Here is a 15204-nt window from a genome sequence, read left to right as displayed (position 1 = left end):
TTTCCCCGTGAGTTCCCCAGTGACCTCCACCTGAGCCCCTCCGAGCGCCACCCGTGAGCGAGGAACGCACGCATGCAACTGTCACCGACCGGCCCTCGGCCGCGGGTCCTGCACGTCTCCCAGCCCGTCGACGGCGGGGTGGCCCGCGTGATCACGGATCTCGCAGGGGCCCAGCTGGCCGCCGGGAACGAGGTCACCGTCGCCTGCCCCGCGGGCGGAGAACTCGCTGCGGCGGCCGAGGCACTGGGCTGCGGCGTACGGACCTGGCACGCGACCCGTTCGCCCGGGCCGTGGCTCGCGCAGGAGGTACGGAGTCTGCGCCAGGTCGTGCGGGAGGTGGACCCCGACGTGGTGCACGCGCACAGCGCCAAGGCAGGACTCGCGGCCCGGCTCGCCGTGCGCGGGCGGGTGCCGACCGTGTTCCAGCCGCACGCCTGGTCGTTCGAGGCGGCCGGCGGGGTCACCGGGCTGCTGGCCCTCAACTGGGAGCGACTGGGCGCGCGTTGGGCCTCCCGGGTGGTGTGCGTCAGTGAGGCCGAGCGGCGGACCGGACGGCGGTCGGGGATCGCCGGGCGGTTCACCGTGATCCCCAACGGGGTCGATCCGGAGCGTTTCCACCCGGCGTCCGTCGGGACCGTACGGGCCGGGATTCCGTTGCTCGACGGGGTCGATCCGGCGGCGCCCCTGGTGGTCTGCGTCGGGCGGCTGTGCCGGCAGAAGGGGCAGGACGTCCTGCTGGACGCCTGGCGCGAGGTGAGCCGGCGGGTGCCTCAGGCGCGGCTCGTGCTGGTGGGTGACGGGCCGGACGCGCAGGCGCTGCGGGCCGCCGCTCCCTCGTCCGTGCTGTTCGCCGGGGCCGTCACCGATGCCGTGCCCTGGTACCAGGCCGCCGATCTGGTGGTCCTGCCGTCCCGTTGGGAGGGCATGGCGCTGGCTCCGCTGGAGGCCATGGCCTGCGGGCGGCCGGTCGTGATCACCGACGTGGACGGGGCGCGCGAGAGTCTGCCGCCGGGCCAGGGACCGCGCTGTCTGGTGCCGCCGGAGCGGCCGGACGAACTGGCCGCGGCCGTCGCCGAGTTGCTGCTCGACCCGCTGCTGCGCGAGTCGCTCGGCCATCAGGGGCGCCGGTACGTAACGACCACGCACGACGTCGGGCGCATGGCGAAGGCCGTCGCCGAGGTGTACCGCGAGCTGATCGGCACCCGGCCGACGCGGTCGACGCGGCCGAGAGGACGGAACACGGGCGTGGAAGCCACCGAGTGCAGGGAGTCCATCCACACGTGACTGCGGAAAGTACCGTTCCCTCCCCCGGCGGCCGGCCGCGGGCGACGGACCACGGATTCTCGCCCGTCTCGGTCATCCAGCCGCGCGAGGCCGGCGCCTTCAGATTCCCCAGCGGCGGACGGCCGTTCGTACGTCGGGCCTCGCGGCTGCCGCTGCCCGCCATGGACGTCTGCGCGGCACTGCTCGGCGGCGGCCTGGTGCTGCCCTGGACGCATCCGCTTCCGCTCCTCCTGCTGGTGCTCGCGGTGCTGTGGCTGAACGCGCACGGGTCGCTGTACCGCGCCGCGCCCGTCCCCGCGGTGCTGGACGAACTGCCCGCCGTCTGCGGCCGGATCGCGGTGGGCTGGTGCGCGCTGGCGGCCCTGCTCGCGGCGTACTCCCCCGATCACGCGCTGTCCGCCCGCACGCTGGTCGTCGGCTGCGCGGTGCAGTCGGCGGCGAGTTGCCTGGGCCGCGGCGCCGTGCACGGGCGGCGGCGCCGGGCGCTGCTGCGGCGGCCTCGCGCGGCTCTGGTGGTCGGCCGGGCCGCGACCGCTCAGCGCGTGGCGGCCGCCTTCCTGCGCCACCAGGCGTGCGGGGTACGGCCGGTGGGTGTCGTCTCCGACGAGACGTCCGGCGGCGAGGGGCTGCCGGTCCTGACCACGGGCGAGGAGGTCCAGCGGGCGCTCATCCAGAACGGCGTGCAGGACGTGCTCGTGGTGGGCCCCGCCGCACGCACCGAACAGGGGCCGCTGCTGCGGGCGTTGGGCGAGTCGGGCTGCGCGGTGTGGGAGGTGGACCCGGACTCACCGGCGTACGAGAGAGCGGACCGGCTCGCCGGGTTCGCCTGTCGGCGGCTGCCGATGGGGCGGCGGTACGGGAACGCCGGGAAGCGGCTGCTCGACGTGCTGGTGTCCGGGGTGCTGCTGCTGATGGTCAGTCCGGTGCTGCTGGTGTGCGCGGTCGTGCTGCGCCTCACCGACGGGCCCGGGGTGGTGTTCCGGCAGGAGCGGATCGGCAAGGACGGGCGGCCGTTCACGCTGCTGAAGTTCCGTACGCACCGGCCGGTCGACGCGCACGAGGCGGCGACGCGGTGGAGCGTGGCGAACGAGCACGAGATGCGCTGGTTCTGCCGCTTCCTGCGCCGGACCTCGCTGGACGAGCTGCTCCAGCTGTGGAACGTCTTCTGGGGCGACATGAGCCTGGTCGGTCCGCGGCCCGAACGGCCTTATTTCGTGGGCCAGTTCAGCCAGACGTACCCCGGTTACGCGGCCCGCCACCGGATGCGGACCGGGATCACCGGGCTCGCGCAGATCCATGGGCTGCGCGGTGACACCTCGATCGAGGACCGCTGCCGGTTCGACAACGCGTACATCGACAACTGGTCGTTCTGGCAGGACGTGTGCATCCTGCTGCGCACGGCCGCCTCGCTCGTGCGCCCGACGGGGAGCTGACCGCGTGACCCAGCTGCTGACCGCTCCTCCTCTCACGACCGCCGCGTCGGCGCCGCGCCGCTTCCTTCCCGTGCTGCCCGTGGTGGCCCTCGTCGCCATGATGGCGCTGCCGGTCTCCGGGAGCGGCGACGGAGGAGGCGGCACCGTCGCCGACGCCGTGTCCGGACTGGTGGTGCTGTACTGCGCGATCCGTCTCGTACGCGACCGCCGGCGCCCGCTGTCCCGTACCGCTGCCGTCGTGCTCGCCCTGCCCGTCGTCGGGATCGCGCTCGCCGCGGCGGGGGCGGCCTCGCCGGGGGTGGGGATCACCGGACTCGTGCGCTATCTGCAGATCTTCGTGCTCGTCCCCGCGGCGGTCATGCTGCTGATCCGCGACCGCCGGGACGCACGCCTGGTCGCCTGGTCGCTGATCGGGCTCGCGCTGTGGCAGGGGGCGATCGGGGTCCATCAGTACGTGACCGGCACCGGGGCCTCGTACATGGGCGAGGAGATCCGGGCGGTCGGCACGTTCGGGGCGGCGGACGTCATGGGGATGGCGACCGTGGTGTCCTTCGGCGTGGTGTGCGCGCTCGGGCTGGCGCTCGGCGCGGGACCGGGCCGGCAGCGGACGATGGCGGCTCTGTGCTCGCTTGCCCTGTTGCTGCCGCTGGCGCTGTCGTTCAGCCGGGGCGCGTGGATCGCGACGGCCGTGACGTGCGGGGCCCAACTCGCGCTCGCCGGGATGCGGCGGGCGGTGAAGGTGTTCGCGGTGGTGGCCGCCGCGTCGGTGATCCTCGTCGGCGGGCTCGGCGTGGGCACCGCGATGCTCCAGGAGCGGATCAGCAGCATCACGCAGGTCGCGGACGCGCCGGACCAGTCGGTGACGGACCGTTACACGATGTGGGCGGCCGCGGTCGACATGTGGCGCGACCAGCCGCTGACCGGGGTCGGCCTGAAGGGCTTCCCCGACCATCGCGACGGGAACGCCTCGCTCGCTCTGTCGTCGGGCAGCGACACGGAGGGCGCGGGCGCCGGCTTCAAGCGCCAGCCTCTCCTGTCGCCGCACAACATGTACCTGCTGATCCTCAGCGAGCAGGGGCTCCTGGGCCTGCTCGCGCTGGCCGGGAGCTGGCTGGCCCTGCTGGTGTGCGGGCTGCGGAGACTCTTCCGCGCCCGGCGGCCCGTACACGAACGGCGGCCGGCGCCGCGCGGTCTCGACTGCGCGCTCGTCGCGTGCGGGCTGCTGACCTGGCAGCTCGTCGACTTCGCGTACGCCGACATCGGCGGCCCCTCGACCGCGCTCACCGCGGTCCTCTTCGGCCTCGGCGCCTGGTGGGCGCTGGCCTCCGAGGAGGCCGGGGACCGATGACGGTGACGCCCTCCCGGGCGGAGGGGGAGGACGCGGTGGTCCGGACCGGGGGTCGTGGTGGGTCGGGGCCGACGACAGCGGCTGGGGTCGAGGGGCACGGTGCGGCCCCTGTATCCGGGTCGTCGGCACCCGCGCCCGCGCCTGCGCCTGCGCCTGCGGGGCATCCCGGCGAGGGGCCCGCGGCCGGGCACGGCACAGAGGCGGCCGGGCAGCGCACCGTCCACGCGGCCCGGCACGGTACGGAAGCCACCGCCGGGAACCCGATCGCGTTGCCCGCGGCCCGGGTCGGGACCGCCGGTGCCGTGCCGTCCGACGAGGTCGCCCCGCCCACCCGCGGGTTCCTCGCCAAGGCCACGCTCGTCACCGCTGTGCTCTCCATCGCCGGTGCCCTGCTCGGTCTCGGGCGGGACCAGGCGCTCGCGCATCTCTTCGGGGCCGGGACCGAGACGGACGCCTTTCTGGTGGCGTGGACGGTGCCGGAGGTGGCGGCGACGCTGCTGATCGAGGACGGGATGGCGTTCGTGCTGGTCCCGGCGTTCAGCCTGGCCGTGGCCCGGCGGGCGCGCGGAACCGGCACCGGCGCCGACCCCGTCCGCGCGCTCGTCGCCTCGACCCTGCCGCGCCTCGCACTCGCCTTCGTGGCGGTCGCGGCGCTGCTGATGGCCGGGGCGCCCTACCTGGTCGCGGCCCTCGCGCCGGGGCTGCCCGACCCCGGGCTCGCCGTCGACTGCACGCGGCTGACCGCGACCTGCGTCCTGAGCTTCGGGCTCGCCGGTTACTGCAGCGCGGCCCTGCGCGCGCACCGCCGTTTCCTGGCGCCCGCGGCCATCTACGTCGCCTACAACACCGGCATCATCACGGCGATGTTCGTCCTCGGCGACCGCTGGGGCGTACGGTCGGCGGCCGTCGGCGTCGCGATCGGCGGCTGTCTGATGGTGGTGGCGCAGGCACCCTCCCTCGCCCGGCAGCTCTTCGGCCGCCGCCGGTCCGCCCCGGAGGCCGAAGCCGCCGCCGCACAGGGCCCGTTGCCCCGCACCGGCCCCGAGAACACCAAGATCACCAAAGGCACCAAGAACGCCGAGGCCGCCAAGGACGTCCAAGTCACCGAGGTCACCGATGTCCCCGACAGCCCTGCCGTCTCGGTGAAGCACTCGGTCGAACTCGCCCTCATCGCGCCCGTGCTGATGTTCGCCCTGTGCCGTCAGTCCCAGGTCCTCATCGAGCGCTTCCTCGCCTCGACCCTCCCCTCCGGAGCCATCTCGCATCTGAACTACGCGCAGAAGGTGGCCCAGATCCCGATGACGCTCTCGCTGATGCTGTGCACCGTCACCTTCCCGGTGCTGGCGCAGGCGCTCGCCGAGGGGGACACCGAGCGGGCCCGCTCCCGGGTGGAGCGGGACGTGGCGGTCGCCTCGTGCCTGGTGCTGCTGGGCGCCGCCGCGGTGTTCGCGTGCGCTCCGCAGATCATCCAACTCCTGTTCCAGCGAGGCGCGTTCACCGCCCAGGACACGGCGGCCACGGCCACCGTCATGCGGGTCTACTCCGTCGGCCTGCTCGGGCACACGCTGGTGGGCGCGCTGGTGCGGACGTACTTCTCGGCCGGCCGGCCCACCTGGTACCCGCTGGCCGCGATGGCGGCGGGCATCGTCGCCACCTCCTGGATCGGCGCGGGCACCGTCGAGGCCTGGGGGGTGCGCGGGATCGCCGCCGCCAACGCGATCGGGATCACCGTCACCGCGGCCCTGCTGCTGTCCGGCATGGGCGAGCGGCGCAGCGTACCGATCCGCACCCGCCGGGTCGTCCACGAACTCTCCAAGCCGGTCCGGGCGTCCGTGTGCGCGGCCGTCGCGGGGGCCTTCTGCGCGAGCCGCGTGGACTCCCCCGAACTCTCCCTGGCCGTCGGCGGTCTGACCGTGACCGTCGTCTACGTCCTGCTGCTCCGGGTGCTCGGCGTCGAGGCCGTCGCGCCCGCCTTCCGTACCGCCCTCCGCTCCGTCACACGAAGGCTGCCGCATGTCCGTTTCCGCTGAGACTCCCGACCTGACCCGTACCGACCCGCGCCCGGCCGCGCCCCTGTGGGTGGCGATGTACCACTCGGTGGGCGACTGCTCGGACGACCCGTACCGCATCACGGTCTCGCCCGACCGCCTCGACCGGCAGCTCGGCTGGCTGCGCCGCCGGGGCCTGCGCGGGGTGAGCATGGCGGACCTGCTCGCGGCCCGCGCCCGGGGCGAGGGGCGGGACCTCGTCGGGCTGACCTTCGACGACGGGTATGCCGACTTCACCGACAACGCCCTTCCCGTACTGCGGCGTTGGGACTGCGGTGCCACCGTCTTCGTGCTCCCCGGCAGGCTGGGCGGCACGAACGAATGGGACCCGCTCGGCCCGCGCAAGCCGCTCCTCACCTCCGACGGCATCCGCCGGCTCGCGGACACCGAGGGCCTGGAGATCGCCTCGCACGGCCTCACCCATGTCGACCTCACCGAGGCGGACGACGCCCTGCTGGGCGCCGAGACCGGTGGCAGCCGCGCCCTGCTCTCCGAGCTGACGGGCCGCGAGGTGCTGGGCTTCTGCTACCCGTACGGGACCGTCGACCAGCGGGTCGCCGACGTGGTGCGGGCGGCCGGGTACGAGTACGCGTGCGCGATCGACCCCGGCCCGCTGACCGGCCCGTACGCCCTCCCTCGCGTCCACATCGGCGAGAACGACACCTCCTGGCGGCTGCTGCTGAAGTACCGCCTCAACCGGCTCCGCCGCCGCCCGGTTCCGCTCACTCCGCCGGAGCCCCTCCCCGCCTCCGTGTCCCTGCCGTCCCCCGCCTCACCGAAGTCACCGGAGTCCTCGGTGAAGGAGACCCCGTGAAGGCCCTGCACGTCATCACCGGTCTCGGGGTGGGCGGGGCAGAGCAGCAACTGCGCCTGCTGGTCCGCCACTTGCCGGTCGACTGCGACGTGGTGACCCTCACCAACCCGGGCGCGGTCGCCGAGGACCTCACCGCGGACGGCGTACGCGTCACGCACCTCGGCATGCACGGCAACCGGGACCTGTCGGCGCTGCCCCGCCTGGTCCGCGAGATCCGCGGCGGCCGGTACGACGTGGTGCACACGCATCTCTACCGGGCCTGCGTGTACGGCAGGATCGCCGCGCGCCTCGCGGGTGTACGGGCCGTGGTGGCCACCGAGCACTCGCTGGGCGACTCGCAGATGGAGGGCCGCCGGCTCACCTCGGGCGTCCGCGCGCTGTATCTGGCGAGCGAGCGTCTGGGGCGCGCGACGGTCGCCGTCTCGCCCACGGTCGCCGAGCGCCTGCGCCGCTGGGGCGTGCCCGGGCCGCGCATCGAGGTCGTACCGAACGGCATCGACGTGGCGCGCTTCCGCTTCGACGCGGCCCGGCGCGAGAGCACCCGGCGGCGGCTCGGGCTGCCGCAGGGCGCGTACGTCGTCGGGGGTGTCGGACGGCTGGCGGCCGGCAAGCGCTTTGAGGTGCTCGTGCGGGCGCTGGCCGAACTCCCCGACGACGTCTGGCTGTTGCTGGTCGGCGGCGGCCCGGAGGAGAACGTGCTGCGGCGTACGGCGCAGGCCGCGGGTGTCGCCGACCGGGTGCTGTTCACCGGCGAGCGGCCCAACACGGCTGCCCCACAAGGCGGTTCGGGTCTCGATCTGCCCTCCCTGATAGGAGCAATGGACGCGCTCGCGTCGCCGAGCGCCGAGGAGGCGTTCGGTCTGGCCGTCGTGGAGGCCCTCGCGGCGGGTCTGCCCGTGCTCTACGTCTCCTGTCCGGCCGTCGACGACCTGCCGCCGGACGCGGCCCCGTTCGCCCGGCGCGTCCAGGGCGGCGCCGACTCGTTCGTACGGGCCCTGCGGCAGGTGCGCGCGCAGGGCCCGAGGCCGCGCTCGGCGCCCGAGGCGGCCCACCACTACAGCATCGCCCGCAGTGCCGACCGGCTCATGGACATCTACACGGCCGCAACTCTGGGAGTGAGTTCCGCATGACCGAAAACCCCACTCGTACAACCGGCCGGCCGGTGACGGCACTTGTCCGCGCCAAGAGGCTGCCGCCCTGGTCCCTGCTGGCCGCGGGCGCCGTCCTCGGCGGCCTGCTCGGCGGCGCGTACGGCGAGCTGAAGACTCCGCAGTACTCGGCCACCAGCTACGTCATCGCGGTCCCGGACGAGAAGTCGGACCCGGCTGCGGCGCTCGGCTTCGCGCAGGCGTACGGCCGGGTCGCCACCCAGCTCGCGGTGCTCGGGGACGCCCAGGTGTGGGCGGGCGTACCGGTGTCGACGCTGCGCGAGAGCGTACAGACGGCGACCTCGCCGGACGCCCCGATGGTCGCCGTGACCGCCACCTCAGCGCGCCCCGACCTCGCCGCGGACATGGCCAACGCCGTGTCGCGCTCGCTGACCCGGCACGCGAACTCCGCCGAGGACAGCACCCACGTGGAGCTGCTGCAGTTCTCCCGCGCGATGAAGCCGACCGAGGCGTCGTCGGCGTCCTCGACGGTGACCGGGCTGGTCGGCGCGAGCGCGGGCGGGCTGCTCGGCGCTCTGGTGCTGCTGGTCCGGCCGCGCCGGCCCTCGGAGGTCGCTCCCACCCCGTCGGTGCCCGGCCCGGCCACCGCCGCCGATGTCCACGGGCAGCTGTGAACGGCACGGTGACCGGTGCCGCGACCGGCACGGCGGTGACCGAACTGTGCACGGACGAGCGGGAGTTCGGCCGGCTGGCCGAGGAGTGGGGGCGGCTGTACCGGCGGTGCGGCGCGGCGACCCCGTTCCAGAGCCACGCCTGGCTGCACTCCTGGTGGCTCTCGTACGGCAGACCCGGCCGGCTCCGGCTCGTCCTCGTCCGCGAGGGCGGTGAACTGGTCGCCGCCGCCCCGCTGATGCTCGTACGGCAGCCGTGGCCGGCCCTGGTGCCGCTCGGCGGGTCGATCTCCGACTTCGGTGACGTGCTCATCGAGGACGGCGAGCGCACCGACCGGGCGGCCACCGCCCTCGCCGACGGGCTCGCCCTGGCCGCCCGCACCGCGCTGATCGACTTCCGCGAGGTACGGCCCGGTGGCGCGGTGGAGCGGGTCTACGCGAGCTGGCGCGGGCCGCGACGGCGGGTGCGTGACTCGCTGTGCCTGGAGCTGCCCGGCGCGTCGATGGACGACCTGATCGGACGGCTCGCGACGGCCAAGGCCCAGCAGCGGGTCCGTGCCAAGCTGCGCAAGCTCACCTCGCTGGGGGTCGAACGGCGTGCCGTGCGCCCCGACGAGGTGGGCGCGGCCCTGCGCCGGCTCCTGGAACTGCACCGGCTCCAGTGGCAGGGCCGCAAGGTGACCACCGAGCATCTGCAGGAGCGGTTCGCCGAGCATCTGGTCCGGTCGGTGGGGCCGATGGTCGACGCCGGTGACGCGGTGGTGACCGAGTTCCGGCTCGGCGACACGGTGATGGCGGTCGATCTGACGCTGCTGTCACGGCAGTTGGCGGGCGGCTACCTCTACGGCGCCCATCCGCAGCTGCGCGAGCGGAAGGCGGACGTGGCGACGATGCTGCTGCACGCCTGCGCCCAGCACACCGAGGCGGGTGGCCGCCGGGTGCTGAGCCTGCTGCGCGGCAACGAGCCCTACAAGCACCACTGGCGGCCCCAGCCCGTCGTCAATCAGCGCTTTCTGCTCGCCCGGCGGCGGACGGCCCCGCTGATGTCGGCGGCCGTCTGTGACGTGGCCGCCCGCAGCCGGGGCAAGGAACTGCTCGACCGCTTCCACGGCTGGAGGGAACGCGGTGGCGGCAGGCCGTGACCGACCCGCCGCCACCGCCCCGTCGGCGGATGCCCGCTCAGCGGTGGCGCGACCACCAGTCGAAGCGCAGGCAGAGCTTCCCGCCGAGCCAGTACTCGACCCAGTCGCCCAGCTCCAGCGGCGAGCAGTTCGGCGGGTGCACCGGCGTCGGCTTGGGTACCGGGGTCGGTGCGGTCGGCTTCGGCGCCGGGTCGGTGGGCTTGGGGAGCGGCGTCGTGTCGGTGCGGCCGAAGAGCGCCGCCCGGTAGATCTCGGACGCCTTGGGGTTGTCGCCGCACTGCCACACGCCGTGCGGGCAGTAGTCGGTGAGCGTGTTGTACAGCGGCTTGTGCTCGTCCATCCATTCGAGCATGCGTTTCATGTACGTCGGGTTGTCGCCGTTGCGGAAGAGGCCCCATTCCGGATAGGAGATCGGCTTTCCGTGGGCCTTCGCGAAGTCGACGTGCGCCTGAAGTCCGTAGGGCTCCGAAACGGCCTCGTCGAATGACAGGCCCCGCGGCTGGTCGTACGAATCCATGCCGATGATGTCGACCGTGTCGTCGCCCGGATAGCACTGGGTCCAGGGAATGGCGTCCCGGCCGCGGTTCGGCGTGAAGTCGAACCTGAATTTCTGCCCCGGCACCGCCCGCATGGTGGTGACGATTCTGTTCCAGTACTTCTTCCAGGCCTCCGGGTCCGGCCCGCAGCGATGGGTGTACGTCATGCCGTTCATTTCCCAGCCGAGCACGATGACGGTGTCGGGCGCCTCCAGGTCGACGAGCCGCTCGGCCAGCTTGCGGAAGTGCTGGTCGAAGTCTCCGGCCGCGCCGCGGCGCAGCTGGAAGCGGACCTCCGCGTCGGAGACGTTCTCCTCGTTGCGCTCCAGCATGGGGACGTTGAGGACGAAGAGCCGGTCCTTCTCGGTCGCCCGCCAGTCCGCCCAGGTGTCGAGGAAGCCGGGCAGGCCCTCGATGTTGCTCCAGCGGTCGCCGGGCAGATACGTGTGCGCCACCCGCAGGTCGGCGCCGCCCAGCCAGCGGCTGAGCTCGGCGATCCGGGCCACGCCACGGGGGCCGTAGTCCAGGTAGGCGCCGAAGGCGGGGCCCCCGGGCTCCTTCGCGGGCGTCACGGTCGGGGTGGGCGTCGCCGTCGGGGTGGCCGCCACGGGCGCGGCCGGCGCGACGGGCCGCTCCGGTGCCACGGGCGCGACGACGGCGGTGGGAACGGTTGGCGTCGGAGCCGGCGGATCCCCCACTCCAGCGCCCACGGCGTACCCCGGCCCGGAGGCGAGGGCGGCCGACGCGACGAGTCCGGCGGTGAGTGCGGCGGTGGCGTACACCAGCCGTCTGGTTCGGGTCCGTTGCAGTGGGGCCATGTCCGCTCCTCGCGCTCCTTTTCCACCATCCACTGACACCCAGTCACATAAATGTGCGGTGCGCCAACCGGGCCGGGCAACCGGGGATATCCCAAATCACCCGCACGAGTGAGACATCAGAAGAGACAACAGAGAAGACCTCAAGGAAATATGCCCATGCCGACCTTCGACACCCGCGTCCCCGCCGTACTTCTGCGAATCGACCGGAATCCCTTTCACCACGGAACGCTGGGAGCCGTACGCTCCCTCGGCCGGGCCGGAATCGACGTGCACGTGGTCGCCGATTCCACCGGAAGTCCGGTGCGCAGATCGCGCTTTGTCCACCGGATGCATCCGCCGCCCGCACCCGACGCCTCACCCGCCGACATCGCGCTGACATTGCGCCGAGTGGCGGCCCGGGTGTCCCGTCCCGCCGTACTGATCCCAATGGATGACGCGAGCGCGGTCGCGGTGGACCGGATGCGGGACGCCCTCGCGCCCCGCTATCTGCTTCCCCTCTCCCCCGCCGGTCTCGCCGAACGCGTCGCGGACAAGGCGGAACTGGCCGCCGTGTGCGAGGCCGCGGGCATCCCGCACCCGCCGACGCTGGTGCCCGACACCCCGGCGCAGGCGACCGCGGCCGTCCGGCGCCTCGGGCTGCCCGTGGTCGCGAAGTGGAGCCGCCCCTGGCTGCTTCCCTCGGGTACGGACCTGCGCAGCACGGTGGTGCTGCGCTCGGCGCGGGAGGCCCACACGCTGTGCCGCCGAGCCGAGGAGGCGGGCAGCAGGCTGCTCCTCCAGGCGTTCCTGCCACCGGCGCCCGACCAGGACTGGTTCTTCCACGGGTACTCGGACCGGTCCGGGGCGGTGTGCGGCGGCGGCCCGGGCCGCAAGCTGCGCGCCTGGCCGCGCGGGGCGGGGCTGACCGCGGTGGGCCGCTGGACCCCGAACCCCGCCGTCCAGGCTCTGGCGGAACGGCTGACGTCGGTACTCGGCTACCGCGGCGTCTTCGACCTGGACTTCCGCCGCGAACACACCACGGGCGCGTACCACCTGCTCGACTTCAACCCGCGGCCCGGCGCCCAGTTCCGGCTCTTCGCCGACGGGTCGGGGCTCGACGTGGTGCGTGCGCTGCACCTGGATCTGACCCACCGTCCGCTGCCGCCGCCCGCCCCACTGCCCGGCCGGACCTTCGTGGCGGAGAACTACGCGCCGCTCGCCGCGCTCGGCCCCGGCACCGAGCGGGCCTGGCACGCCCGGGACGACCTCGGGCCCGGTGCGGCCCTGTGGCCACTGTGGTCCCGCCATGCGGTCCGCCGCGTGCTGCACCGCGCCCGCCGGGCGACCGCCGCACCGGCCCTCGGCTCACGGGTCGTCCGGCAGTCGGCCCGCCATGACGCCAACCCCCTGTCCGACGACGAGAAAGCGAGCAGCTGCTGATGTACGACCTGCTGGTGGTGGGGGCCGGTCCCTACGGTCTGTCCATCGCCTCCCACGCCGCGGCGGCCGGCCTGAGCCTGCGCGTGTTCGGCCGGCCGATGGCGTCCTGGCGCGACCACATGCCCCGCGGCATGTTCCTCAAGTCGGAGCCGTGGGCGTCCAGCCTCTCGGACCCCGAGGGCCGTCTGCGCCTGGACACCTACTGCGCGGAACAGGGGGTACGGGCCCGGCACGGGGAGCCCGTCCCGGTCGAGACATTTGCCTCGTACGGACTGTGGTTCGCGCGGCACGCGGTCCCCGAGATCGACGAGCGCATGGTGACCGGTGTGCATCCCTGCCTGGGCGGCTTCGAGGCGGTCGTCGAGGACGGCAGGACGGTCCGCGCGCGAACGGTCGTACTGGCCGTCGGCGTCCTACCCTTCACCGAAGTACCCGCGGTCTTCGGCGAGTTGGGCCCCGAGCACGTCTCGCACAGCAGCGACCACGGCGACCTCGACCGCTTCCGCGGCAAGGACGTGACCGTCATCGGCGGCGGCCAGGCGGCCCTGGAGACGGCGGCCCTGCTCGCCGAACAGGGCACCCGCGTCCGGGTGATCGCCCGCGCCGGCGGACTCCGGTGGAACGACGTGCCCCCGCCCTGGGACCGCCCCTGGTGGCAGTCGGCCCGCGCCCCGCACAGCGGCCTGGGCTGCGGCTGGCGCAACTGGTTCTACGCCGAACGCCCCGGCGCCTTCCGTGCTCTCCCCGAGTCCACCCGCACCCGGGTCGCCGCCACGGCACTGGGCCCCGCGGGCGCCTGGTGGGTCCGCGACCGGGTCGAACCGGCCGTCGAACTGCTGCTGGGCCACGAGGTCGCGGCGGCCTATCCGGCCCAGGGCGCCGTACGCCTCGAAACGCTGGGCCGCTCCGGCGAGTTGACGTCCCTGGACACCGAACACGTCATCGCCGCAACGGGGTTCAGGGCGACCCGCGACCGCCTGGGCCTGCTGGCCGAGGACGTACGGGCGACCCTGGCCGTGTCACCCGACGGATCCCCTTTCGTGGGGCGGGAGTTCGAGTCCTCCTGCCCCGGCCTCTTCCTGGCGGGCCTGGTCACAGCCTCCGGCTTCGGCCCCGCGATGCGCTTCGTGCAGGGCGCCTCGTTCACGGCCCGGACTCTCGTACGAGGGGTGCGGCGCAGGCTGCGTACGGGCCCGGCGCGGGTGCCCGTGCCGGGCGCCCGGGAGCGGCGCGGGGTGCTCGGGGCCGCGGGTCACTGACGGTGCGGGTGCCGGGCGCGAGGCGTCCGGCACCCGACGCGTCACCACTGACGGGACGCGACCCGGCTTCGCCGGTACAGCACCGCTCCGCCGATCAGCAGCCCCGCACTCGCGACCGAGGCCGCGGCCAGCCCGTCGCCACCGGTGTGCGCCAGCTGCGGACCCCTGGCCCCCGGCCCCGGAGGGATCGTGGCAGGCGGCACGGTCACCGGAGGAGTCGTGGCCGGCGGGATCGTCACAGGCGGGGTCGTGACAGGCGGGGTCCTGGTCGGTGGTGCTGTGGTGGGAGGCGCCGTCGTCGGCGGGTTGACCGTCGGCGGCGTGGTGGTGGGAGGCGTGGTGATGGGAGGAGCGGAAGTGGGAGGCGTGGCCGGGGGCTTCACAGGAGGCGTGCTCGGCGGCTTCGTGGGCGGAGTGGTCGGGGGCTTGGTCGGCGGGGTGTCGTCGCCGTAGCCCTCCGGGCCATGACCCTGCGGACCGTTGTGGTGCGGGCCGTGGGTCTGGGGTCCGTTGTGGTGTGGGCCGTTGTGGTGCGGACCATGGCTCTGCGGGCCATGGTGGCGCGGGCCGCTGTGGTTCGCGCACTTGTTGCCGAACGCCGGGTTCAGCAGGGCGACCACGTCCACGGTGTTGCCGCACGCGTTGACCGGCACGTCCACCGGCACCTGCGCGTTGTTGCCCGATCCGACGCCGGGCGAGTTGTGCGCCCCGCCGTGCGCGGTGGAGCCACCACCGTGGTGGCCGGAACCACCACCGCGCCCGGGACCGCCGTGGTGGCCCGGGCCCTGGTGACCGGAACCGTGGCGGCCCGGGCCGTCACCGTGGTCCGAGCCGTAACCGTCGTGCCGGCCATAGCCATATTCCGAGCCGTAGTCATAGTCGTAGTCCGAGCCGTAGCCATGGTCGGAGCCGTAGCCATAGCCGTCACCCGAGCCGTAACCGCTGTCCGAGTCATAGCCGGACGGAGCGGTGTGTCTGGGTGAGTCCGGCTTCCTGTGCTTGCCCGTGCCCGGGGCGCCGGCGCAGGAGTTGCCGAACGTCGGGTTGAGGCCTGCCGCCACATCCACGGAGTTGCCGCACGCGTTCACCGGGACGTTCACCGGCGCCTGCACGCTGTTGCCGGACAGCACTCCGGGCGAGTCCGCTGCGACCCCGTTCGCGTTCGTGTCGGCGAACGCCTGGGGGGTGTACAGGGACATGAAGCTCGTCGCGGCGGCGGCCGCGACCATTCCCCTGCTCAGGGTCTTTCGCAATCTCGTTGTCTTCTCTGCTCGTAGAAGTGGGAAAGCCGGCCTTGGCGCCGAAAGGCGATCCAAGGCCGGC

The 15204-nt window shown here is 73.7% G+C and carries 12 protein-coding genes; 10 read left to right on the top strand and 2 right to left on the bottom strand.

What is annotated here, in order from left to right; genetic code table 11:
* Nucleotides 1-72 precede the first annotated feature (72 nt).
* Genes ACH4YP_RS17045 through ACH4YP_RS17010 form a run of 8 tightly spaced genes read left to right on the top strand, consistent with a single transcriptional unit; the run spans nucleotide 73 to nucleotide 9849 of the window.
* Nucleotides 73-1284, top strand: a complete 1212-nt coding sequence (locus ACH4YP_RS17045) for a glycosyltransferase (protein WP_398491027.1) — start codon at nucleotides 73-75, stop codon at nucleotides 1282-1284.
* Nucleotides 1281-2717 carry an exopolysaccharide biosynthesis polyprenyl glycosylphosphotransferase gene (locus ACH4YP_RS17040; RefSeq protein ID WP_398491026.1) on the top strand — a complete coding sequence of 479 codons (1437 nt, stop codon included), beginning with the start codon at nucleotides 1281-1283 and terminating at the stop codon, nucleotides 2715-2717. Before ACH4YP_RS17045 ends, ACH4YP_RS17040 begins: the two co-directional genes overlap by 4 nt.
* A 13-nt stretch (nucleotides 2718-2730) precedes the next feature.
* Nucleotides 2731-4065 (top strand): O-antigen ligase family protein, encoded by a 1335-nt coding sequence (locus tag ACH4YP_RS17035; protein ID WP_361059174.1) that lies wholly within the window; start codon nucleotides 2731-2733, stop codon nucleotides 4063-4065.
* The gene (gene murJ / locus ACH4YP_RS17030; RefSeq protein WP_361059157.1) at nucleotides 4062-6095 is read left to right on the top strand and encodes a lipid II flippase MurJ; all 2034 of its coding nucleotides are present in this window, start codon (nucleotides 4062-4064) and stop codon (nucleotides 6093-6095) included. The genes ACH4YP_RS17035 and murJ overlap by 4 nt, the downstream gene beginning before the upstream one ends.
* 55 nt (nucleotides 6096-6150) lie before the next feature.
* Complete coding sequence (locus tag ACH4YP_RS17025) at nucleotides 6151-6927, top strand: polysaccharide deacetylase family protein (RefSeq protein WP_398491081.1); 777 nt, start codon at nucleotides 6151-6153, stop codon at nucleotides 6925-6927.
* Complete coding sequence (locus ACH4YP_RS17020) at nucleotides 6924-8057, top strand: glycosyltransferase (protein ID WP_361059153.1); 1134 nt, start codon at nucleotides 6924-6926, stop codon at nucleotides 8055-8057. The genes ACH4YP_RS17025 and ACH4YP_RS17020 overlap by 4 nt, the downstream gene beginning before the upstream one ends.
* Nucleotides 8054-8710 carry a lipopolysaccharide biosynthesis protein gene (locus ACH4YP_RS17015; protein ID WP_361059151.1) on the top strand — a complete coding sequence of 219 codons (657 nt, stop codon included), beginning with the start codon at nucleotides 8054-8056 and terminating at the stop codon, nucleotides 8708-8710. Before ACH4YP_RS17020 ends, ACH4YP_RS17015 begins: the two co-directional genes overlap by 4 nt.
* Entirely contained in the window at nucleotides 8707-9849 is a 1143-nt protein-coding gene (locus ACH4YP_RS17010; protein WP_361059149.1) for a GNAT family N-acetyltransferase, read from the top strand. Before ACH4YP_RS17015 ends, ACH4YP_RS17010 begins: the two co-directional genes overlap by 4 nt.
* Nucleotides 9850-9886: 37 nt before the next feature.
* On the opposite strand, the gene ACH4YP_RS17005 is transcribed toward ACH4YP_RS17010, so the two are convergent.
* Nucleotides 9887-11203 (bottom strand): glycosyl hydrolase, encoded by a 1317-nt coding sequence (locus ACH4YP_RS17005; RefSeq protein WP_361059147.1) that lies wholly within the window; start codon nucleotides 11201-11203, stop codon nucleotides 9887-9889.
* A 156-nt stretch (nucleotides 11204-11359) separates the two neighbouring features.
* Here ACH4YP_RS17005 and ACH4YP_RS17000 point away from each other — a divergent pair, with 156 nt between their 5' ends.
* Together ACH4YP_RS17000 and ACH4YP_RS16995 are read left to right on the top strand one after the other, a co-directional pair.
* Nucleotides 11360-12622 carry an ATP-grasp domain-containing protein gene (locus ACH4YP_RS17000; protein WP_361059145.1) on the top strand — a complete coding sequence of 421 codons (1263 nt, stop codon included), beginning with the start codon at nucleotides 11360-11362 and terminating at the stop codon, nucleotides 12620-12622.
* Nucleotides 12622-13881, top strand: coding sequence for an FAD-dependent oxidoreductase (locus ACH4YP_RS16995; protein ID WP_398491025.1), 1260 nt, complete (start codon nucleotides 12622-12624; stop codon nucleotides 13879-13881). Before ACH4YP_RS17000 ends, ACH4YP_RS16995 begins: the two co-directional genes overlap by 1 nt.
* Before the next feature lie 41 nt (nucleotides 13882-13922).
* On the opposite strand, the gene ACH4YP_RS16990 is transcribed toward ACH4YP_RS16995, so the two are convergent.
* Complete coding sequence (locus ACH4YP_RS16990; RefSeq protein ID WP_398491024.1) at nucleotides 13923-15134, bottom strand: chaplin; 1212 nt, start codon at nucleotides 15132-15134, stop codon at nucleotides 13923-13925.
* Nucleotides 15135-15204 lie beyond the last annotated feature (70 nt).

Origin of the sequence: Streptomyces sp. NPDC020747 (genome assembly GCF_044334695.1) — a bacterium.
Taxonomy (GTDB): Bacteria; Actinomycetota; Actinomycetes; order Streptomycetales; family Streptomycetaceae; genus Streptomyces.
This window is presented reverse-complemented; position numbering and strand designations above follow the sequence as displayed.

Bases quoted from the DNA above. Each gene is read 5' to 3' on its own strand.
- ACH4YP_RS17045 (WP_398491027.1), top strand. From the start codon at position 73: ATGCAACTGTCACCGACCGGCCCTCGGCCGCGGGTCCTGCACGTCTCC.
- murJ (WP_361059157.1), top strand. From the start codon at position 4,062: ATGACGGTGACGCCCTCCCGGGCGGAGGGGGAGGACGCGGTGGTCCGG.
- ACH4YP_RS17025 (WP_398491081.1), top strand. From the start codon at position 6,151: ATGTACCACTCGGTGGGCGACTGCTCGGACGACCCGTACCGCATCACG.
- ACH4YP_RS17015 (WP_361059151.1), top strand. From the start codon at position 8,054: ATGACCGAAAACCCCACTCGTACAACCGGCCGGCCGGTGACGGCACTT.
- ACH4YP_RS17005 (WP_361059147.1), bottom strand. From the start codon at position 11,203: ATGGCCCCACTGCAACGGACCCGAACCAGACGGCTGGTGTACGCCACC.
- ACH4YP_RS17000 (WP_361059145.1), top strand. From the start codon at position 11,360: ATGCCGACCTTCGACACCCGCGTCCCCGCCGTACTTCTGCGAATCGAC.
- ACH4YP_RS16995 (WP_398491025.1), top strand. From the start codon at position 12,622: ATGTACGACCTGCTGGTGGTGGGGGCCGGTCCCTACGGTCTGTCCATC.